At 47.4% G+C, this 19,256-nt stretch carries 22 protein-coding genes; 19 read left to right on the top strand and 3 right to left on the bottom strand.

Features of this window, described 5'->3' with window-relative positions; genetic code table 11:
* Positions 1-10: 10 nt before the first annotated feature.
* The 4 genes from L7E55_RS03635 (at position 11) to fabG (ending at position 4,416) form a co-directional block, all read left to right on the top strand.
* Positions 11-2,320, top strand: a complete 2,310-nt coding sequence (locus L7E55_RS03635; RefSeq protein ID WP_277442693.1) for a RelA/SpoT family protein — start codon at positions 11-13, stop codon at positions 2,318-2,320.
* Between the two features lie 29 nt (positions 2,321-2,349).
* The gene (gene dtd, locus L7E55_RS03630) at positions 2,350-2,799 is read left to right on the top strand and encodes a D-aminoacyl-tRNA deacylase (RefSeq protein ID WP_277442692.1); all 450 of its coding nucleotides are present in this window, start codon (positions 2,350-2,352) and stop codon (positions 2,797-2,799) included.
* A 17-nt stretch (positions 2,800-2,816) separates the two neighbouring features.
* Positions 2,817-3,443, top strand: a complete 627-nt coding sequence (locus L7E55_RS03625; protein WP_277442691.1) for an MBL fold metallo-hydrolase — start codon at positions 2,817-2,819, stop codon at positions 3,441-3,443.
* A gap of 232 nt (positions 3,444-3,675) precedes the next feature.
* On the top strand, positions 3,676-4,416 hold the full coding sequence (gene fabG / locus L7E55_RS03620) for a 3-oxoacyl-ACP reductase FabG (protein WP_277442690.1): 741 nt from the start codon (positions 3,676-3,678) through the stop codon (positions 4,414-4,416).
* Positions 4,417-4,508: 92 nt separating this feature from the next.
* Here fabG and L7E55_RS03615 read toward each other — a convergent pair whose 3' ends face one another.
* Entirely contained in the window at positions 4,509-5,915 is a 1,407-nt protein-coding gene (locus L7E55_RS03615; RefSeq protein ID WP_277442689.1) for an aspartate aminotransferase family protein, read from the bottom strand.
* A 180-nt stretch (positions 5,916-6,095) separates the two neighbouring features.
* On the opposite strand from L7E55_RS03615, the gene ylxM reads away from it, so the two are divergent.
* The 12 genes from ylxM (at position 6,096) to L7E55_RS03555 (ending at position 13,497) form a co-directional block, all read left to right on the top strand.
* Positions 6,096-6,455, top strand: a complete 360-nt coding sequence (gene ylxM / locus L7E55_RS03610) for a YlxM family DNA-binding protein (protein WP_338091155.1) — start codon at positions 6,096-6,098, stop codon at positions 6,453-6,455.
* Between the two features lie 66 nt (positions 6,456-6,521).
* On the top strand, positions 6,522-7,868 hold the full coding sequence (gene ffh, locus L7E55_RS03605) for a signal recognition particle protein (RefSeq protein ID WP_277442688.1): 1,347 nt from the start codon (positions 6,522-6,524) through the stop codon (positions 7,866-7,868).
* A 30-nt stretch (positions 7,869-7,898) separates the two neighbouring features.
* Positions 7,899-8,162, top strand: a complete 264-nt coding sequence (gene rpsP / locus L7E55_RS03600) for a 30S ribosomal protein S16 (RefSeq protein ID WP_277442687.1) — start codon at positions 7,899-7,901, stop codon at positions 8,160-8,162.
* 18 nt (positions 8,163-8,180) lie between these two features.
* Positions 8,181-8,408, top strand: a complete 228-nt coding sequence (locus L7E55_RS03595) for a KH domain-containing protein (protein ID WP_277442686.1) — start codon at positions 8,181-8,183, stop codon at positions 8,406-8,408.
* A gap of 28 nt (positions 8,409-8,436) precedes the next feature.
* Complete coding sequence (locus tag L7E55_RS03590) at positions 8,437-8,841, top strand: YlqD family protein (protein WP_277442685.1); 405 nt, start codon at positions 8,437-8,439, stop codon at positions 8,839-8,841.
* 28 nt (positions 8,842-8,869) lie between these two features.
* A complete protein-coding gene (gene rimM, locus L7E55_RS03585) occupies positions 8,870-9,379 on the top strand; it encodes a ribosome maturation factor RimM (RefSeq protein WP_277442684.1) in 510 nt (169 codons plus the stop codon).
* Positions 9,380-9,440: 61 nt separating this feature from the next.
* A complete protein-coding gene (trmD, locus tag L7E55_RS03580; RefSeq protein WP_277442683.1) occupies positions 9,441-10,196 on the top strand; it encodes a tRNA (guanosine(37)-N1)-methyltransferase TrmD in 756 nt (251 codons plus the stop codon).
* A 94-nt stretch (positions 10,197-10,290) separates the two neighbouring features.
* A complete protein-coding gene (gene rplS / locus L7E55_RS03575) occupies positions 10,291-10,641 on the top strand; it encodes a 50S ribosomal protein L19 (protein ID WP_277442682.1) in 351 nt (116 codons plus the stop codon).
* A gap of 73 nt (positions 10,642-10,714) precedes the next feature.
* Positions 10,715-11,269, top strand: coding sequence for a signal peptidase I (gene lepB / locus L7E55_RS03570; RefSeq protein WP_277442681.1), 555 nt, complete (start codon positions 10,715-10,717; stop codon positions 11,267-11,269).
* A gap of 1 nt (position 11,270) precedes the next feature.
* Positions 11,271-12,140 carry a ribosome biogenesis GTPase YlqF gene (ylqF, locus tag L7E55_RS03565; RefSeq protein WP_277442680.1) on the top strand — a complete coding sequence of 290 codons (870 nt, stop codon included), beginning with the start codon at positions 11,271-11,273 and terminating at the stop codon, positions 12,138-12,140.
* A 181-nt stretch (positions 12,141-12,321) separates the two neighbouring features.
* A complete protein-coding gene (locus tag L7E55_RS03560) occupies positions 12,322-13,110 on the top strand; it encodes a ribonuclease HII (protein WP_277442679.1) in 789 nt (262 codons plus the stop codon).
* Positions 13,111-13,134: 24 nt separating this feature from the next.
* A complete protein-coding gene (locus L7E55_RS03555) occupies positions 13,135-13,497 on the top strand; it encodes a YraN family protein (protein ID WP_277442678.1) in 363 nt (120 codons plus the stop codon).
* Positions 13,498-13,512: 15 nt separating this feature from the next.
* On the opposite strand, the gene L7E55_RS03550 is transcribed toward L7E55_RS03555, so the two are convergent.
* Both L7E55_RS03550 and L7E55_RS03545 read right to left on the bottom strand, forming a co-directional pair.
* Positions 13,513-14,571 (bottom strand): DUF3231 family protein, encoded by a 1,059-nt coding sequence (locus L7E55_RS03550; RefSeq protein WP_277442677.1) that lies wholly within the window; start codon positions 14,569-14,571, stop codon positions 13,513-13,515.
* 110 nt (positions 14,572-14,681) lie between these two features.
* Positions 14,682-16,241 (bottom strand): YifB family Mg chelatase-like AAA ATPase, encoded by a 1,560-nt coding sequence (locus L7E55_RS03545; RefSeq protein WP_277442676.1) that lies wholly within the window; start codon positions 16,239-16,241, stop codon positions 14,682-14,684.
* A 244-nt stretch (positions 16,242-16,485) separates the two neighbouring features.
* Here L7E55_RS03545 and L7E55_RS03540 point away from each other — a divergent pair, with 244 nt between their 5' ends.
* From L7E55_RS03540 to pgsA, 3 genes are all read left to right on the top strand, one after another.
* Positions 16,486-17,109, top strand: coding sequence for an accessory gene regulator ArgB-like protein (locus L7E55_RS03540; RefSeq protein ID WP_277442675.1), 624 nt, complete (start codon positions 16,486-16,488; stop codon positions 17,107-17,109).
* A gap of 203 nt (positions 17,110-17,312) precedes the next feature.
* Positions 17,313-18,644, top strand: coding sequence for a 30S ribosomal protein S12 methylthiotransferase RimO (gene rimO, locus L7E55_RS03535; RefSeq protein ID WP_277442674.1), 1,332 nt, complete (start codon positions 17,313-17,315; stop codon positions 18,642-18,644).
* On the top strand, positions 18,644-19,189 hold the full coding sequence (pgsA, locus tag L7E55_RS03530) for a CDP-diacylglycerol--glycerol-3-phosphate 3-phosphatidyltransferase (RefSeq protein ID WP_277442673.1): 546 nt from the start codon (positions 18,644-18,646) through the stop codon (positions 19,187-19,189). The genes rimO and pgsA overlap by 1 nt, the downstream gene beginning before the upstream one ends.
* Positions 19,190-19,256: the final 67 nt, after the last annotated feature.

Below are 19,256 nucleotides of genomic sequence, written 5' to 3'. Positions count from 1 at the left end.
ATGAAGGAACATGAAGGTTATGGATGGTATTCAGGATACAATTGAGGTTTGTGTTCCCGCAGCCAATAACGCACCCGGCCGGTTGGAGCGTTTAAGCGGAGAAAATGAGACATATTTGGACGGTTTAATTCAGCAATTAGAGAAATATCGCTCTAAAGCTGACTTAACGTCTATCCGTGACGCCTATAAGTATGCCGAAACAGCGCACCGGGAGCAAAAGAGGTTTTCAGGGGAACCTTTTATCGTCCATCCGGTGGAAGTGGCAAAGATCCTGGCGGAACTCGAACTGGACCAAGAAACTTTAATCGCCGGCCTGCTGCACGACGTGGTGGAGGATACCGGAGTGCCTTTGGACGATATTAAAGAGCGTTTTGGGCATGAAGTAGCCCTATTGGTGGACGGAGTGACCAAGCTCAGCCGGATCGAGTATAAATCTAAAGAAGAACAGCAGGCGGAAAATCTTCGTAAAATGTTTCTCGCCATGGCTAAGGACATCAGGGTAATTCTAATCAAGCTGGCCGACCGTTTGCACAATCTGCGCACATTGAAATATCATCCCGCCGCAAAGCAAGTGGAAATAGCCGAGGAAACTTTGGAAATATTCGCTCCATTAGCGCACCGCTTAGGTATTTACCGGATCAAGTGGGAATTGGAAGATTTGGCTTTTAGCTTTAAAGATCCGTTAAAATACTTATCTCTTGTAGATAAGATTGCTAAGACACGTAGCAAGCGTGAGGAATACATCTGCTCGGTGAGTTCAATGTTGAAAGAAAAACTGGCGGCTATGGGGGTTGACGCAGATATCAAGGGCCGCCCCAAGCATTTGTACAGCATTAACGAAAAGATGATTAAACAGCAAAAAGACTTAAATGAGATTTTTGACGTAATGGCTGTGCGTTGCCTCGTGAAAACGGTGCGGGACTGCTATGCCGCGCTGGGTATCATTCACACCCTATGGACTCCTATACCGGGGCGGTTTAAGGATTTTATCGCCATGCCGAAGTCAAATATGTATCAATCCCTTCATACAACAGTAATCGGGCCGAATGGTGAACCTCTGGAAATACAGATACGCACATGGGAAATGCACCGGACCGCTGAATACGGTATTGCCGCCCACTGGCGCTATAAAGAAGGCGGCCGCAGCGATAGTGATTTTGATAAAAAGTTAGCCTGGCTGCGTCAGCTCCTGGAATGGCAGCATGACTTGCGGGACGCCAGGGAATTCATGGAAAGTTTAAAGATAGATATTTTTGCGGACACAGTTTTTGTTTTCTCACCCAAAGGTGATGTGATTGAACTGCCGGCGGGCTCAATGCCGCTGGATTTTGCTTACAGGATTCATACGGCGGTCGGCCACAGGTGCATTGGGGCAAAGGTAAACAGCCGCATCGTGCCGCTTGAATATAAGTTGAAGAACGGCGATATTATTGAAATAATGGCATCCAAAAACAGCGCTCCCAAAAGAGATTGGCTTAATATAACGAAAACCTCCCAGGCAAAGACTAAAATTAGACAATGGTTTAAAAGGGAAAAGCGTGAGGAAAACATCCTGAAAGGAAAAGAAAGCTTTGACCGGGAAGTAAAGAAGCAGGGAATTGAGGCGGAACAGCTAAAAAACGAAAAGCTCCTGGATATCAGCAGGCGTTTTAATATATTGACTATTGAGGATTTATACGCGGCTATCGGTGACGGAGTAATCACCGCTAATAATATTTTGTCAAAAATAAAGATAGAGGAAGCAAAAACTGAAAAGAAAGGTTTGCTGGCTGAAGAAGCCCAAACATTAATCAATGAAACAAGGCCTTCCGGCGGATGGGGCAAGCCCACTCAGGGAATTCGCATCAAAGGTATAGACAACCTGCTGATCAGGTTGTCGCATTGCTGCAACCCGGTGCCGGGCGATTTAATCATCGGTTATATAACCAGGGGAAGGGGGGTATCCATCCACCGTAACGACTGCAGAAACATTGCGTATGCGGTCCAGGAAGAAGCAGAGCGATTGGTGGAAGTCGCCTGGGACAAAGAATTCGGAGAGCCCTTCCAGGTCAAACTTGAGGTAACCGGTATGGACCGGGCCGGACTTTTAAATGACGTGATGTCAGTGCTTTTGGAAATGAAGATCAGCGCCAACTGGGTTACCGCGAGGGGCAAAAAAGACCGGGGCGCCGTGATAGATTTGGTGTTGGAAACAAAAGGGCTGGAGCAACTTGAGTTCATCATGAATAAAATAAGGCGGATCAAGGATATTTACGATATTAGGCGGGTCAGCTTCAGCAGCCGGCCGGTGGGTGGAAACACTTTGGAAACGACTAACTGAAGTTAATTAAAGAAACAGGGAGGTAGAAATTGCGGGCGGTTGTTCAGAGAGTTGTCAGAGGTTCGGTAACGGTCGGCAATAAAATTGCGGGCGAAATCGGACAGGGTGTGGTGGTGCTGCTGGGTGTCGGACGCGGCGACACCGTGGCAGGAGCAGCGTACCTAGCGGATAAAATAGCCAATTTAAGAGTGTTTGAAGACGCCGGCAGCAAAATGAATCTTTCTGTCAAGGATGTCGGAGGAGAAGTTTTATCAGTATCACAGTTTACCATTTATGGTGACTGCCGCAAAGGAAGGCGGCCGAATTTTTTCGAAGCCGCGTCTCCCGAAGAAGCGCGGTGTCTTTATGAAATATTTAACGGAGAGTTGGAAAAACTCGGCTTAAGAGTGGCAAAGGGTTGTTTTCGCGAGCATATGGTTGTGGAAATAATAAATGACGGGCCGGTAACAATACTGCTGGACAGTAATAAGATATTTTAGTTGCGGAGGTTGAATTCATGATCTTGGATGGATTTTCGGTAGGCGCGATAGATTCAAACTGTTACCTCGTCGGATGTGAGGAAACGAAAGAGGCGGTAGTAATAGACCCGGGGGCGGAAGGTAAAAGGATTTTGAAAAGGATCGAATCTTTAGGTCTTAAAGTCCGGTATATTGTTTTAACCCACGGACACATCGACCATATCGGCGGGCTTGATGAAGTACAGCGGGGCACCGGCGCTAAAGTGCTGATCCACGCTGAAGACGCCGACATGCTGACTGATGCGGGTAAAAACCTTTCGGTTTATGTGGGGCCCGCGGCGAAAATGCACACAGCGGACCAACTGTTGAAAGACGGTGATATTATCACCTTTGGTAAGGAAACTATGGAAGTGATTCACACGCCGGGTCACACAAGAGGGGGAATCAGCCTCAAGTGCGGTCCTGACGTGATATTTTCCGGAGACACACTTTTCGCGGGCTCGGTTGGACGCTCGGATTTTCCCGGGGGCAGTCACAGCCAGCTCATTTCTTCAATCAAGAAAAAACTGCTGCAGTTTCCGCCGGAAACAAAGGTATACCCGGGCCACGGTCCCGCGACCACGATCGGGACGGAAAAACGTTATAACCCGTTTTTAATTTATTAAAAAATAAGCGCTGCTTTATGTTATATAATAAGAGAACCCAAAATATCAGAGGGTTCTCTTATTACTTATAAAGGCCGAGCATGAGCCCGTAGCGCCGGGCGCCGTTACCGGTGCTCCCGCAAATCGCTGGCCGGGACAGGTGCAACCACGCGGTTTCCATCTTCTGATGGTGCCGCATTTAGCGGCGTGGGGGTCTGACTACTGAACAGATAGCGAGGGGAGGAAGAAGATTATGGGTGTGTCAAACAAAACCGCCATTGTAACCGGCGCAGGCAGCGGAATAGGCGCCGGTATCGCGGCAAAACTGGCTAAACACGGCGCTAATCTTGTCGTATGCGACCTCAACGGTGACAGCGCCAAATCCGTGGCCGAAAAAATTAATACTGCGGGTGGCAGGGCAATAGCCGTCAGTGCTGATGTCACTAATTGGGAAGAAGTCAGCGCCATGGCGGAAGAAACAGTCCATGTTTTCGGAAGCGTGGATATTCTGGTTAACAACGCCGGTGCTTTAAAGGACAACTCGATACTAAGAATGCCTTTGGAAGACTGGGAGCTGGTAATCAATACCTGTCTTAAAGGAGCGTGGTTATGCTGTAAAGCCGTTTTAGGCCATATGCGGGCGCAGGGATTCGGGCGCGTGGTGAATATAGCCTCCCGCGCCTGGCTGGGAAACCCCGGCCAGTCAAATTATTCGTCAGCCAAGGCCGGAGTGGTGGGGCTGACAAGCTCCCTGGCCCTGGAGTTTGCCAGTCACGGCGTCACGGTAAATAGTGTGGCGCCGGGCTTCATTGAAGCGCCGATGGCTCGCAGGCTGCCGCCTGAAACACAAGAAAAAGTGATTAACGCTCAGCCGATTAAGAGACCGGGCAGGATTGAGGACGTGGCCAACGCGGTGTTATTTTTCTGTGACGAAGAAACCAGTTACGTCACCGGACAAATCTTATATGTGGACGGCGGCCGTCATGTTGCGTGAACCGGTGTGAACGATACGGTTCTGAGTTATCGATTATTATTCTGGATATGTATCCGGCTCCCGGCAAGCTGAAGAGGGTCTGGGTCTATAGCTTATGAAGACTTTTTCGTAAACGACTGGAAAATTGTTTTGGCGCTGGATGCGGCCACGCTGATAAAATCTTTATGCTTTCCCAAAATGCCGTCCAGGGCCTCCAGCAGAGTGTCTATCTGCTCCCTGGTTACCGTCAGGGGCGGCTCCAGGCGGATGACGTTGGGGTTGTTCAAGGTATAAGCGGTGATGATCCGGTACTTATTGAGCAACTCCCCGGCGATCAGGCTGCCCAGGTACTCTTGTGAAATTTTGTTGACCAGTCCCATAGTCGCTTTTACGACAAAGCCTTCCGGCTGATTGAATTCAATCCCGGCCATCAGGCCGCAGCCGCGCACATCTTTGAGCAAAGGGTAATTATCTTTTAACCGGCGCAGCCCGGCCAGCAGGTAGTCGCCGTTTTCCCGGGCCCGTTCAGGCAAATCCTCATCATATATTACTTCCAGCGTCGCTATAGCCGCGGCGGCCGCCCTGGTATTGCCGCCGAAAGTGGAAGTGTGCAGCAGCGCTTTTTCCATGCCTCCGTATGCTCTTTCCCAGATATCGTTTGTGGTAATAAAGGCGCCGACAGGCATAATGCCGCCGCCCAGGGATTTGGCGAGACACATTATGTCGGGCGTGACATTTTCGTGCTGACATGCAAACATCTTTCCGGTACGGCCCAATCCGGTTTGAATTTCATCAAATATAAGCAAGGTGTTATATTTAGTGCCTATCTGCCTGGCGCCGGACAAGTAGCCCGCCGGCGGAAGGATAATGCCGCCTTCGCCCTGAATGGGCTCGACGATAAAGGCCGCCGCGGTTTTTTCTCTTAATTTGCCCTCAAGAGCGGTTAAGTCGCCGAAAGGTATTGAATCAGCGTCCGGTATCAGCGGCTGAAAAGCTTTCTGGTATTTCTCCCTTCCCGTTACCGACAGGGCGCCTATCGTTTTGCCGTGAAAGGAGTCGTTGCAGTAAACCAGCTTCCGCCGCCCGGTCGCCGCCCGCGCCAGCTTCAAGGCGCCTTCCACGGCTTCCGCCCCGCTGTTGCAAAAGAAGGAGCGTTGCAAGTCGCCCGGGGTTATCGCAGCCAAGTTGCGGGCCAGCGCGCCGATGACGGTGCCTAGCGACGCCTGCAGCATGTTGGGCAGCTCTTTTACCTGGTCCAGCGCCGCCAATATGCGCGGGTGATTGTGTCCTAAATTCAAAGCGCCGTAAGCGCCTAAAAAGTCCAGGTACACGTTGCCCTGGCTGTCCCAGACATTAATTCCTTCCGCCTTGACGAACTGTTTGTCAAAATTCAAGAGACTCAACATCATAGCCAAGCCTGAATTAAGATATTTTTTATGATTTTCCGCGACCTGCTCCCGGTTCTGCCTGACGGCTTCCGGCAAGGAGATAAAAGCATCGGGCTTTTTTATATTACTCACCTCGTTAAAAAGATGGATTAATGGTTAAGTTTGATAATATATTATTTTCTCTATCTGGCTAAAAAAACCTTCAGAATACCAAAATATCAAGTTATTTTCTTGACACGGCGGCTAGTATTGAGTATTATATATCTGTAAAGTAGAACACCTTGATACTAAGATTAAGCAGGTGAAGGACCGGTGTTGGAAAAAGTTGCTTGGATAAATCTGCTTTTTGATTTTTACGGACAACTTTTAACAGACCGACAAAAAAATTTTACTGAGCTGTATTACGGTCAGAACCTGTCTCTTGGTGAAATAGCCGGCGAGTTCGACGTTACCCGCCAGGCCGTTCATGACACTCTGAAAAGAGCCGGCCAATTGCTTGAAGAATATGAAGTAAAATTAGGACTGGTAGAAAAATTCCTTGCAGAAAGAGACAAGCTGCTTGAGGCGGTTTCCTTGCTTAATGAATATAAAACCACCGGAGAAGCCGGGAAAGTGCTGCATGCCAGCGAAATATTGAACGAAATCTTGGAACTGTCATTATCCGCTGATTAACAACGGGGATTTAAGCCTCTTTTTCACTGAAGATTAAATTTGCGTGGTTGTTGGGAGGGGTTCCGTGTGTTTACCGGTCTGGCTGAAAGATTACAGGAAACCTTTAAAAAGTTGAGAGGAAAAGGACGGCTTACCGAGGCCGATGTAAACGAGGCGCTGCGAGAGGTGCGTATCGCGCTGCTTGAGGCCGACGTTAATTTCAAGGTTGTTAAGGATTTTGTGGCCCGCATTAGAGAAAGGGCGGTGGGACAGGAATTACACGCCAGTCTGAATCCAACCCAACACGTTATTAAAATAGTGCATGATGAACTTACCGGACTGATGGGCGGCGCCAACAGTAAAATCAAAATCGCGCCAAAACCACCTACCGTAGTAGTTATGGTTGGTTTAAACGGGGCTGGTAAAACTACCACGTCCGCCAAGTTGGCCAACCTGCTGCGCAAGCAGGGCAAGCGGCCCTTGCTGGTTGCGGCGGATGTCTACCGGCCGGCTGCCATCAAGCAGTTGCAGGTGCTGGGCAATCAGTTGAATGTACCTGTGTTTACCATAGGAGAAAAACAGGACCCGGTGGCCATCGGCCAGGCTGCGGTGAAAAACGCGGCGGCCAATGGTCATGACCTGGTCATTATTGATACCGCCGGCCGCCAGGAAGTCAACGATGAGCTGATGAGCGAGCTGGAAAATATGAATCGGGTGCTGGAACCAGATGAAATTCTTCTGGTTATTGACGCCATGACCGGTCAGACGGCCGTGCATGTTGCCGAGCAGTTTAACAAGCGTCTCAACCTGGACGGGGTTGTGCTGACCAAGCTGGACGGAGATTCCAGGGGAGGCGCGGCCCTCTCTGTACGGGCAATTACGGGAAAGCCGATCAAGTTTGCCGGTGTCGGTGAAAAATTGGACGCGCTGGAGCCCTTTCACCCGGACCGGATGTCTGAGCGAATCCTGGGTATGGGCGACATGTTAACCTTAATTGAAAAGGCTCAGGAGAATTATGACGCCGAGCAGATGGCGATTATACAGAAAAGAATCCGGAACATGGAGTTTACGCTGGATGATTTTCTGGAGCAGCTCTCTCAGGTAAAGAAAATGGGTCCCATTGAACAGGTGCTGGGTATGATCCCCGGCCTGGGCGGAGCGAAGAAAATAAAAGACCTGCAAGTCGACGAGAAAGAACTGGCAGGCATTGAGGCGATAATCCAGTCAATGACGCCGCCTGAGCGGCAGGATCCGGAGAAAGTGCTGAACGGCAGCAGGAAAAGGCGGATTGCCAAAGGGAGCGGTACTTCCGTGCAAGAAGTTAACCGTTTGTTAAAACAGTTTGATCAAACCAAAAAAATAATGAAACAGTTCGTCAGTATGGAAAAAACTTTAAAGAAAGGCGGCAAAATGCCGAAAAATCCTTTCTTCTAAGAGATAAACAATAAGACAGAGGTGAAAGACATGGTTAAAATTCGTTTAAAGAGAATGGGCGCAAAGAAAAAACCGTTTTACCGCATTGTGGTCACTGATTCACGCTCTCCGCGGGACGGCCGGTTCATTGAAGAAATCGGGTTTTATGATCCGTTGAAAGATCCGGTGGTAATCAGCATCAATGAGGAAAGGGCCAAGGATTGGCTGAATAAGGGGGTTCAGCTGTCCGAAACAGCAAAGGCTTTGTTTAATAAAGCAGGTGTATTGAAAAATGCTCCGGGAGAGGGTCAGTAGGTTAGGAGGCTTCTGCTTATGAAAGAACTGGTGGAAATTCTGGCCAAAGCCCTCGTTGACCAGCCTGAAAAAGTTAATGTGCATTTGGTGGAGAAAGAAAAATCCATTGTAATAGAACTTAAAGTAGCTCAGGAGGATATAGGGAAAGTAATCGGGAAACAAGGCCGCATTGCCAGAGCCATTCGTACGGTAGTCAAGGCTGCGGCAACCAAGCATAAAAAAAGGGTATTGGTTGAAATTGTTTAAATAGCCGGTTTCGCGGGAGGTTTCCGGGATGGAAAGTCTAACCCTGATCAGACCGGTTCTGGTCAAGGTAAAGGTTACTGATAATTATAAAAAAAACGCTATCGCAGAACTCCAGGATGCTATACGCCGGATCGAAATTGACCTGCAACGTTTGGATTATCAGGAGAAGCGGTTGGTTGTCGAATTGGAAAAGAAAAACCCGCAGGGGATACCCGCGGCAAGGCAGCATCTTGATCAGGAAAGGCAGCGCATGGCGGAGAACCGGCACAAATTGATCGACAGGCTTAAAGAAGTGGGAGAGCTGTCTCTGGGGGCTGAAGTGCTTTATGGAAAAATGGAAAGCCCTGTGGAAATTAAAGTAGGTGATGATTGGCGGCGGGTGCTTGGAGTGGAAGTTGTGTTGCAGGACGGAGTTATTACTGAAATCAGATAAGGATGGTTCCTGTAGAAGGGAAATTTCAATGGGCGAAAAATATATACGCATAGGCAAGATTCTGAACACCCAAGGCAACCGTGGCGCCCTCCGGGTATTGCCGCTGACAGACTACCCCGAGCGCTTCCAAAAGATGGCGCGTGTCCAGGTTTCTATTAATGATCAGTTGCGTGAGCTGAGTATTGAGGATAGTTTTTTTCATAAAAAGTATATCATTATAAAATTTAAAGAAATTCAAGATATGAACGCTGCCGGTGAATTAAAAGGAGGATTTCTGGTTGTCACCCGTGATGAACTGGTGCCTTTGCCGGAAGACAGCTATTATATCTTCGACCTGATAGGGATAGAAGTATTTGACTCGGGCGGTGGGCGTCTGGGTATAATGACCGATATAATCCAGACCGGTTCCAATGATGTTTATGTGGTTGAAACTGAAGCCAAGCCATTGCTCATCCCTGCTTTAAAACAAGTAGTGAAGGAGATTGACCTTGACGGGCGACGGATTGTGGTTCAGATACCGGAAGGACTTGATGATTAAAGCCTGGTATGTGATTACCGCGACGTTAGACCGGCGGCAAGATTTATAATGGTGGCCTTTTATGATTATTGATATTCTGACACTTTTCCCGGAAATGTTTGCCGGGCCATTTAGCTCAAGCATATTGAAAAGGGCGCAAGAGCGTGACTTGATTAAAATCAATCTGGTTAACATCAGGGATTTTTCTACCAACAAGCATCATACTGTTGATGACACCCCTTATGGGGGTGGCGCGGGGATGGTTATTGGTCCCGAACCTGTTTTCGGCGCGATAGAGCATGTTACCGCGCTGCGTGGCTGCAAGCCTCGGCGCGTGGTGTTGATGTGCCCACAGGGCAGGCCTTTAAACCATGATCTGGCCGTCGAACTTGCCGGGGAGAAGCATCTTGTATTAATCTGCGGACATTACGAGGGTGTGGATGAGCGGGTGCGGGAATACCTGGTAACCGATGAGATGTCTATCGGAGATTATGTTCTCACCGGCGGTGAATTGCCGGCGATGGTTATGGTGGATGTAATAGCCCGGTTAATTCCCGGAGTGTTGGGTGAGTCAGCTTCTACTGAGGAAGAATCATTTAGTGATGGCTTATTGGAATATCCCCACTACACCAGGCCAAGAGAATACCGTGGCATGGTTGTTCCTGATGTGCTGATGAGCGGACACCATGAGCAGATCAGACTTTGGCGCAGAAGGCAGTCCTTGCTGCGTACCATGGCCAGTCGCCCCGAAATAATGGAACAAGCGGTATTAAATAATGAAGACAAAGAAATAATAAAAAAAGTGATTAATGATTTGCAAAAGCTTGATTTAAGTTAACATCTATTTATCAGGAAAATTCTTGCCGTATTCTGAAATATTATGATATAATTGCTTTTGTTGAGTGTAGTAATGGAAGGAGGGAACATCAGAGATGAATCTAATAAATATGATTGAACAAGAACAAGTTAAGAAGGATATTGTAAAATTCAGCCCTGGTGACACTGTCCGGGTGCATGTTAAAGTTGTTGAAGGCGGCCGGGAAAGAGTCCAGGTTTTTGAAGGTGTCGTGATTAGACGCAGGGGCGGCGGCCTTAGCGAAACATTTACAGTTAGGCGGGTTTCATACGGGGTGGGAGTAGAAAGAACATTCCCCCTGCACACACCGAAAATTGAACGCATTGATGTCGTTAGAAGAGGCCGGGTTCGCCGGGCCAGACTCTATTACTTGCGCAAGCTGCATGGTAAAGCTGCTCGCATCCAGGATAAGCGCGATAAAAGGTGATGAAAAAGGGACTGGTCATAAGCAGTCCCTGTTTTTTACGCTATCATTTTTTTCATTCTGAGGGGGCAGTAAAGTGCAGTTTGAAAGTAACAATGAGGTATCTTCCCCGCAAAAAGATAACCGGCCTTTTTTTAGAGAAGTTTTGGAGTCCGTGGCAATCGCGGTCCTGCTGGCCGTAATCATCAGGTTGTTTATTTTGGAGCCGTTTTATATTCCTTCCGGCTCCATGGAACCTACATTGAAGGAGAATGACCGGATTATCGTAAGCAAACTAAATTACCACTTTCAGGAACCTAAACGCGGAGATGTGGTAGTATTCAAATATCCGCTTGACACGAAACGAAACTTTGTTAAAAGAATGATCGCAGTGGGCGGGGAAACCGTTGCGATAAAAAATAGTGTTCTTTATATAAACGGTCAGCGTGTGTCGGAAGATTATCTACCTCAAGGACTGCGTTTTGCGGATTATGGACCGGTGGAAGTACCTGCCGGCAGTTATTTTATGATGGGTGACAACCGGAATAACAGCGACGACAGCCGCGTCTGGGGGTTCCTGCCAAAGGAATTGATTGTGGGCAAGGCAGTGGTAATTTACTGGCCGCCGGGCCGGGCCGGTGTGGTACAGTGACATGGATATCCAATGGTACCCCGGCCACATGGCCAAAGCCAAAAGGGAAGTTAAGGAAAACTTAAAGCTGGTTGACGTGGTAATTGAGGTGTTGGACGCCAGGATTCCGGCTAGCAGCCGCAACCCCGACATTAATGAAATAACTGGCCCAAAACCGAAACTTGTGGTTTTAAATAAAAGCGATCTGGCTGATCCGAAATTAACCGGACTTTGGCTGAATAAATTTATAAATTCAGGTACACCCGCGGCGGCGGTCGACTTAATCAGCGGCAGCGGAGTGCGGGCCGTGCCGGTTTTGGTCAAGCAGTTAGCCGCGCCTAAGATGGAGTCGCTAATATCAGCCGGCCGCCGGCCAAGGGCCGCGCGTTGTATTGTGTTGGGCATCCCTAATGTGGGGAAATCATTTCTTATTAATAAACTTGCGGATCGGCGGGCTGCTAGAACCGGGTATAAACCGGGTGTTACCCGGGGGCAACAATGGGTCAGAATGGCCGGCAACCTTGAACTGATGGATACGCCGGGCATTTTGTGGCCAAAGTTCACTGATCCGGAGGCTGCCTTCCGCTTGGCGGTTACCGGCGCCATTAAAGAAGAAGTTTTTAATATTTATGATGTTGCCGGGCAATTGGTCAAGTGGATGGCGGAAAACTATCCGGAAGCTATCAAAAAGCGTTATAAATTACAACGTTTGCCGGTAGAAACAGGGGAAATGCTTGAATTGATTGGCACGAGCAGGGGGTTTATCGGTACGGGCGGTGTAGTGGATTTGCAAAAGTCCGCGCATAATGTTCTTAAAGAGTTTCGCGAAGGAAAATTCGGCAGAATAACGTTAGATTATCCGGAAGACATTAAGCAACTTCAGTCCAACTGAGCAGCGGTTGGATTTTTTATTTGCTTATATCGAAACAACAAATTCGCTTTCGCCGAGCTTTGGGTATGTAACAAGGTGTAAAAAATATATTATTAACAGGGCAGGAATATTTAGACAAGTTATCGAAATAAACAAATCTAGGCATGCAAAATTTATATGTTTTTGGGGGTAAATCAGCACCTTGGATATATCCGGTTTATCTGTAACTGAGATAAAAGAACTTGTAAAAAGTTCGGCGGGAGCTAGCGAAGAATTCATTATTGCTTTGGCGAGAGATCAAAGAGCTGGAGTACGGGAAATTTACCGCAAGTTAAAAAAGGCTGAAAGCGCCGCGATAGCGGAAGCGCAGCGGTTGGCAAAATTATTTGTGTATGAGGACGATCTTAGAGCCAACGGTTATCACCCGGTGGCCGGAGTAGACGAGGCGGGCCGTGGACCGCTGGCTGGTCCAGTGGTAGCCGCTGCGGTGATATTGCCCGACAAAGTTCACCTGCCTGATTTGAATGACTCAAAAAAACTCACACCGCAGAAAAGGGAACTGCTGGCCGGACAGATTAAAGAAACAGCTTTGGCTTGGGCCGTCGGGATCTCGACGGTCGAAGAAATATACCGTCAAAATATTCACCACGCGGGTTTGACCGCCATGCGCAGGGCCGTGCTGGGACTCAAGGTGAAGCCTGCTTACGTTCTGGTGGACGGTTTCCGTATTGAAAAGCTGGTGATTCCGCAGATGCCGATAGTCGGGGGCGATGGCTTAAGCGCTTCCATTGCTGCAGGCTCAATACTGGCCAAGGTGGAGCGGGACCATATAATGGATTCATATCATGAATCCTATCCCGAATATGGTTTTAACCGGCACAAGGGTTACGCGACACCGGAGCACTTGAATGCGCTGGCCCGTTTGGGGCCGTGTCCGATTCACCGGGCGGGTTTCCGCCCGGTGATGGATTCGGTATTAATCAATGGTTAGCAAATTCTCGCCAGGTGAGATTGGATGACGATACAGCGAAAGCTTTTGGGGCGGCAGGGTGAAGAAACCGCGGCAAAATACCTTGAAAAAAACGGCTATAGGATACTATGCAGGAATTATCGCTGCCAGTTGGGTGAAATTGATCTAATAGCCCTTGATGGCGGTGTTCTTGTTTTTGTGGAAGTTCGGGCAAGAAGCGGAGAGCAGTACGGTTCAGCTCAAGAAAGTATTACCAGCCGCAAGCAAAACAAGCTTCGCCAGTTAGCCTGGCACTACCTGAAAGCCTCTGGAAAAACCGGCTCCGCATGCCGGTTTGACGTTGTGGCGATTTTGTTTGACGGCGAAAGCAAGGTCAAAAGATTGGAACATATTGAAAACGCTTTTTGACTATCGCCCTACCGGCTAATGCTTCGGTTTATTTACCAGTTTCCGCCGATCCACGGTCCTGGGCGGTTCTTCATACCAGCCGTTATCAATCATTATATTTATACCATCCTCAGAATAATTAGCCACTTCGTTGAGAGCTTTGGTGTAGTGGACGACTAAATCATGCCGTGGGCTGGTTGCTAAAGATGCCGCGTAGTTTAAAATGCCGGCGGTAGTGATTAGTATGGTATGGTACATCATTAGCTTATCCGAAAAAGGTGGGGTTGTTGAATCCGTAACCATGAAATCCCACTGGACTGGATCAGGTATATCTTCCTGGGTTAGGGAGGAACTGAAAGTTTCTATCAGATTATTGGCCAACTTAATTCCCCGGTCCATATACTTTCTCACTTGATTAGAACGGGCTGTCTGCCTGAATCCCATCAATAGCCTTTTACCGACATTATTTGTCACGATGCCATAGAAAAGCGCCGATATTTCCTGGGCTAGAAGGGTCCTTCGCTCACCTAGGAAACCCCCTAAAAAGTCCTGATTTTTCACATAATCAGCGTTCTTCGAGACGGTTATAAGAGGCGGCCTTACATACAGCCCTTTAGATAATAAAACATTTATTGAATTGTTAAAAAGATGTATAGTTGAATTTATACAGCGGTCATAGAAATCGCGAACATCGGCGCGTCCCGAAGTTACGAAAGACAAGCCACTTATCCCGACGGAAATTTTATTGGCGTTAATCATGTAATAAAGGTAATAAGGGTCCGTGAAGAGTCTAGGTGCTGTTAGATCTACATCGTTATCGGAAAAACCGAATGGTATAGGCAGGCCTTCCTTATTAAAGAGTTCAGTAACCCATTTAACTCTCTTGGCGCATATATCAACAGCATCTTCCATAATAGGGCGTATTTCGTTATCCTCAGCCGTCTGACTGAAGTATTTAAAGATACAGACAAACATCGTATATTGCATATAAGTATTCCAACACGCGCCTATTTCTGTCGCATTTAAAGGTACGTTATCAATGATGTCAACGGCTCTCGATTCCATTTTGCCCGGGTCATAGTAAGTACCCTTCATTTGTAGCCCTCCAATAGTGTCATTATTATCATTAATAAATTTTATCTTTTCCAGCGCTAACGAATGATATTCAACGATTGATGGTTTTTCAATAATGACGGCAACCATTATTAAATTAAGTGACGCCTGTCTAAAGAACGGTATTGAATCGCTTCAGCCACGTGGGATTCTTCGATCAGTTCGGAACCTTCCAGATCAGCGACAGTGCGGGCAACTTTCAAGATCCGGTCGTGGCTGCGGGCGCTTAATGATAATTGCTTGAAGGCTTCTTTGAGCAGGCTGCGGGCGGCTTTGGTCATCTTGCAGTAACGGCGCACTTCTCCGGGACCCATCCGGGCATTGTTTGCCGGTGCTGTATTCTTTGTAAATCCGTCTTGTTCTCCCGCGCCGAACCTCGCTCGCTGACGCGCGCGGGCTGCTTCCACTCTCTTTTTGATCGCTTTTGAACCTTCCGGCTTATTACCTGTGGCTATATCCTCGAAAGATAGTCTAGGCACCTCGATGTGAATGTCCACGCGGTCCAGAAGCGGGCCAGAGAGGCGTGAAATGTAACGCTCAACCTGGTAAGGGGTGCATTTGCATTCTCGCGCGGAATCGCCGTAGTAGCCGCAAGGGCAGGGGTTGCAGGCGGCTACCAGCATTAAACCGGCTGGATAGTTAATACTCGCGCTCACCCGGGATATTGTTACAACGCCGTCTTCCAAGGGCTGGCGCAAGGCTTCCAGGGCGTCCTTGTGAAATTCAGGCATCTCATCAAGGAATAGTACACCATGGTGAGCCAGTGAGACCTCTCCTGGCTTAGGAACCCTGCCTCCGCCGATGATACTGGCCGTGGATGCGGTGTGGTGGGGGGATCTGAAAGGCCGCCTGGTAATCAGCGGCCGGTCTGGTGGCAGCAAACCGGCCAGGCTGTGAATTTTTGTCGCTTCAATAGCTTCAGGAAAAGTCAGATCGGGGAGGATACCTGGCAAGCGTCTTGCCAGCATGGTTTTCCCGGAGCCCGGGCTGCCCAACATGATAATATTGTGGCCTCCGGCCGCCGCAACTTCCAGCGCCCGCCTGGCTGCCTGCTGTCCTCTAACGTCCGCGAAATCAAGCTCATTATCGTTATTCAAGACCATTAATTTATCAAGATCCATTTTATAGGGTTCAATATCGTTTACCCCGCGCAAAAATCCGGCCAGTTCTGAGAGAGAACAAGCAGGGAAAATTTTCATCCCCTCAACCAGCGCTGCTTCCTCCGCGTTTTCCATAGGGACGATTATTTCATTTATAAATGCTTCCCTGGCTGCCAAAATGTTGGGTAGTACGCCGGAAACTCCTCTCAAAGAGCCGTTTAACGACAGCTCACCCAGATACACATAACTGCCGCAACGTGCCGGGTCAAGCTGTTCGGTGGCGGCGAGTATCCCTACCGCAATGGGTAAATCGTACATCGGTCCCTCTTTTTTAATGTCGGCCGGCGCCAGGTTTACTGTAATCCGCCTTACTGGAAATTCGAAGCCGGAATTTTTTATTGCGGAGCGAACGCGGTCTTTGGCCTCCCTGACGGAGGCATCTGGCAGTCCAACCAGGTCAAAGCTGGGCAAACCTTTGGAAACATCTACTTCCACTTCAACTATTTGACCTTCCAGGCCATGCAGGGCAGTGCTTTTTACAATAGTAATCATTGGGAACTCCAGAAATTTATTTTATGGTTTTTTCTATAAATAATTCCTAAATTCCTGCTTTATGTAAAAATTAATTATCAAGTAATATTGTAATAATTGTCGAAATGTGTTGGAATATTGAAGAAATTTAATCAGCTATTTTGCAGGATTTTGAGGTCATTTGAGGAAATAAATTATAATATTGGATATTGTGAAACTACATTTTATAAAACAATACTTATATTTCTAAAGGTGGGTGAAGAATTTGAGTTATCTTGCTTTTAGTAAACGCTGGGCAAATTATTTAACGGTAAGAACAGGACTTTCGCATGAAAAGGAACTGGTTTTAACTTATGTAATTGAAGTATTGACGCTTAACTTGATCAATATTGTGGCCGCGTTAATGCTTGGAATGTTGTTTGGCGTATTGCCCGGTACAGCCACCGGCATTTTTATTGCAACATTGTACAGGCATACAGCGGGAGGAGCCCATTCTAATTCCCCCTGGCGCTGCGGGATAATAACCATTACCATATATCCCCTGATTGCGCTGTCGGCGGTTAAGCTTTCCACATTGGGAAAATCATATGCCGATATACTAACTGCTTCAGCCATTATATTGGGTTTTGTGGCGATGATCCTGCTGGCGCCTGTGGACTCGCCGGCAGCGCCGATAATTTCCCCCTCAAGGCGAAAAAGATTAAAAATATCAGCATTGATAATAATGCTGACATTGTCGGCATTATTGGTTGTCCTTAGTCAAATTACATGGGATTACGCCCGGCAATTACAAATGTGCATTGTTGTATGTATAGTATGGTTGAGTTTGATGCTCACCAAACAAGGTCATAAATTAATTTCATTTGTGGATAATATAAAATTAGGGTGAACAATTTATCTTGGCTTCGATAAAATCTTCAAATATCTCCGATTCGTATGACTTTATTATTTCATATTTGCTTATGCCAAATAAATATATCCTTCCGGCGCCTTGCTCCATTCGACTATATAAAGACCAGATTATTCCATGTTTTGACAAATTACCAAACCAAGATTATACTTAAACTGTGCTCTTAAAGAGGGGTTTGGTAAATGAGTGTAAAAATTGGTCTGGTTAGCTTGGGTTGCCCAAAGAATCTGGTCGATTCTGAAATCATGCTGGGCATTTTAAAAAAAGACGGATTTGCCATAACGAACCGGGAAAAAGAAGCTGACGTTTTGATCATCAATACCTGTTCGTTTATTAACGATGCTAAGGAAGAGTCCATCAAAACAATACTTGAGCTGGCCCGTTTGAAGAAAGAGGGTTCCTGCAAAGCAATTTTAGTTTGCGGGTGTCTGGCCCAGCGCTACCCCAGGGAACTAACGGATGAAATGCCTGAAATTGACGGTTTGCTCGGTACTGGGGCAATAAGGGAAATTGCCGGGGCAGTAAAAAATATATTGGCGGGGAAAAAAGTATCCATGGTTGGCTCGCCCGGCTTTCTACATGATGCCGGTTTGCCGCGATTGACATCTACACCATCATACACCGCGTTTTTGAAAATAGCGGAAGGGTGCGATAATTGCTGTTCTTATTGTGTAATCCCGAGGATTAGGGGGCCATTTAGAAGCAGGCCTGTTGATGATATAGCAAGTGAAGCCGCAAGCCTTGCCGCAGGTGGTGTAAAAGAACTGGTTCTGGTTGCCCAGGATACAACCCGTTACGGAGTTGATCTTTACGGCAAACCCTCTCTGGTGGGTTTGCTTAAACATCTTGCGGCGCTTGACGGGCCGGCCTGGTTGAGGCTTCTTTATACTTACCCGGATCTACTAACGGACGAACTAATAAATTTAATGATATCCGAAAGAAAAGTGTGCCGTTATCTGGACCTGCCGCTCCAGCACGCCAGCAATGATGTGTTGGCCCGGATGAACAGACGTGGAAACCGTGAAGAGATAATACGGTTGGTGGAAAAGTTGCGTACGGCTTTACCCGGCATAACTTTACGCACATCTTTCATTACGGGATTCCCCGGTGAAACCGAAGCTGATTTTTTAGATTTGTTGGATTTTATACGGGAAGTTAAGTTTGATCGAGTCGGCATATTTACTTATTCGCAGGAAGAACATACTGCCGCCGCCAGTATGCCGGACCAGATACCTGAAGAAGTAAAATCGGAACGGCGGGACCGTGCCATGGCTATTCAACAAGAAGTTTCCCTTGAGAGAAATATGAAAAAGATTGGCAGCGTAATTTCTGTCCTGATTGAAGGATTTCATTCTATGGATCCGTTGAAATATTTTGGCCGTAGTGAAGGGGATGCGCCTGACATTGACGGGAAGGTTTATATTATGTCAGGAGTAAAGTTGAGCCCGGGTGATATTGTGCAGGTCCTGGTAGTCAATGCTTCGGAGTATGATCTGACTGGAGAATTAATTTAATGAATTTGCCCAACCGTTTAACTATGGCCCGTATACTCCTCATACCTTTTTTTTTATTAATTGCTTCACTAAAATATCATTACGCTGACTATCTAGCTGTCTTTGTTTTTGTACTGGGCGCAGCTACTGATGGACTCGACGGTTATTTTGCGAGGCGAAACAATCAAGTAACCCTGCTGGGTAAATTTATGGACCCGTTGGCTGATAAAATATTGGTATCAACTGCCCTGATCATCTTGGTCGAGATGGGCCGGTTGTCCGGTTGGATTGCCGTAGTAATCATCAGCAGGGAATTCGCAGTGACCGGTTTACGGGCTGTCGCCGCTGCCGAAGGGGAGATATTATCCGCCAGCAGGCTCGGTAAGATCAAAACTGTTACCCAGATAGTGGCTATTGTTGCCATGTTTGTCGGGGATCATTTAAATGGCTTGTTTCACTTGCCGATTGCCGGCATTACCATGGCTTTCGCAGTTATATTTACTGTTTGGTCCGGTTTCGATTACTTTAACAACACATGGAAAATATTTAAAAAAAGCGGTTATTGATACATGGCTTCATCCAGTTATTCACTAGGGAAACAAAATACCCTTTTATGCTATAATTATTGGCGGT

The sequence above is a fragment of the Pelotomaculum isophthalicicum JI genome, from assembly GCF_029478095.1.
Lineage (GTDB): Bacteria > Bacillota > Desulfotomaculia > Desulfotomaculales > Pelotomaculaceae > Pelotomaculum_D > Pelotomaculum_D isophthalicicum.
The sequence above is the reverse complement of the archived record's forward strand: the minus strand, read 5'-3'. Positions and strand labels throughout refer to the sequence as shown.

Bases quoted from the DNA above. Each gene is read 5' to 3' on its own strand.
- L7E55_RS03635 (WP_277442693.1), top strand. From the start codon at position 11: ATGAAGGTTATGGATGGTATTCAGGATACAATTGAGGTTTGTGTTCCC.
- L7E55_RS03625 (WP_277442691.1), top strand. From the start codon at position 2,817: ATGATCTTGGATGGATTTTCGGTAGGCGCGATAGATTCAAACTGTTAC.
- fabG (WP_277442690.1), top strand. From the start codon at position 3,676: ATGGGTGTGTCAAACAAAACCGCCATTGTAACCGGCGCAGGCAGCGGA.
- rpsP (WP_277442687.1), top strand. From the start codon at position 7,899: ATGGTTAAAATTCGTTTAAAGAGAATGGGCGCAAAGAAAAAACCGTTT.
- L7E55_RS03595 (WP_277442686.1), top strand. From the start codon at position 8,181: ATGAAAGAACTGGTGGAAATTCTGGCCAAAGCCCTCGTTGACCAGCCT.
- L7E55_RS03590 (WP_277442685.1), top strand. From the start codon at position 8,437: ATGGAAAGTCTAACCCTGATCAGACCGGTTCTGGTCAAGGTAAAGGTT.
- rimM (WP_277442684.1), top strand. From the start codon at position 8,870: ATGGGCGAAAAATATATACGCATAGGCAAGATTCTGAACACCCAAGGC.
- trmD (WP_277442683.1), top strand. From the start codon at position 9,441: ATGATTATTGATATTCTGACACTTTTCCCGGAAATGTTTGCCGGGCCA.
- rplS (WP_277442682.1), top strand. From the start codon at position 10,291: ATGAATCTAATAAATATGATTGAACAAGAACAAGTTAAGAAGGATATT.
- ylqF (WP_277442680.1), top strand. From the start codon at position 11,271: ATGGATATCCAATGGTACCCCGGCCACATGGCCAAAGCCAAAAGGGAA.
- L7E55_RS03555 (WP_277442678.1), top strand. From the start codon at position 13,135: ATGACGATACAGCGAAAGCTTTTGGGGCGGCAGGGTGAAGAAACCGCG.
- L7E55_RS03550 (WP_277442677.1), bottom strand. From the start codon at position 14,571: ATGAAGGGTACTTACTATGACCCGGGCAAAATGGAATCGAGAGCCGTT.
- L7E55_RS03545 (WP_277442676.1), bottom strand. From the start codon at position 16,241: ATGATTACTATTGTAAAAAGCACTGCCCTGCATGGCCTGGAAGGTCAA.
- rimO (WP_277442674.1), top strand. From the start codon at position 17,313: ATGAGTGTAAAAATTGGTCTGGTTAGCTTGGGTTGCCCAAAGAATCTG.
- pgsA (WP_277442673.1), top strand. From the start codon at position 18,644: ATGAATTTGCCCAACCGTTTAACTATGGCCCGTATACTCCTCATACCT.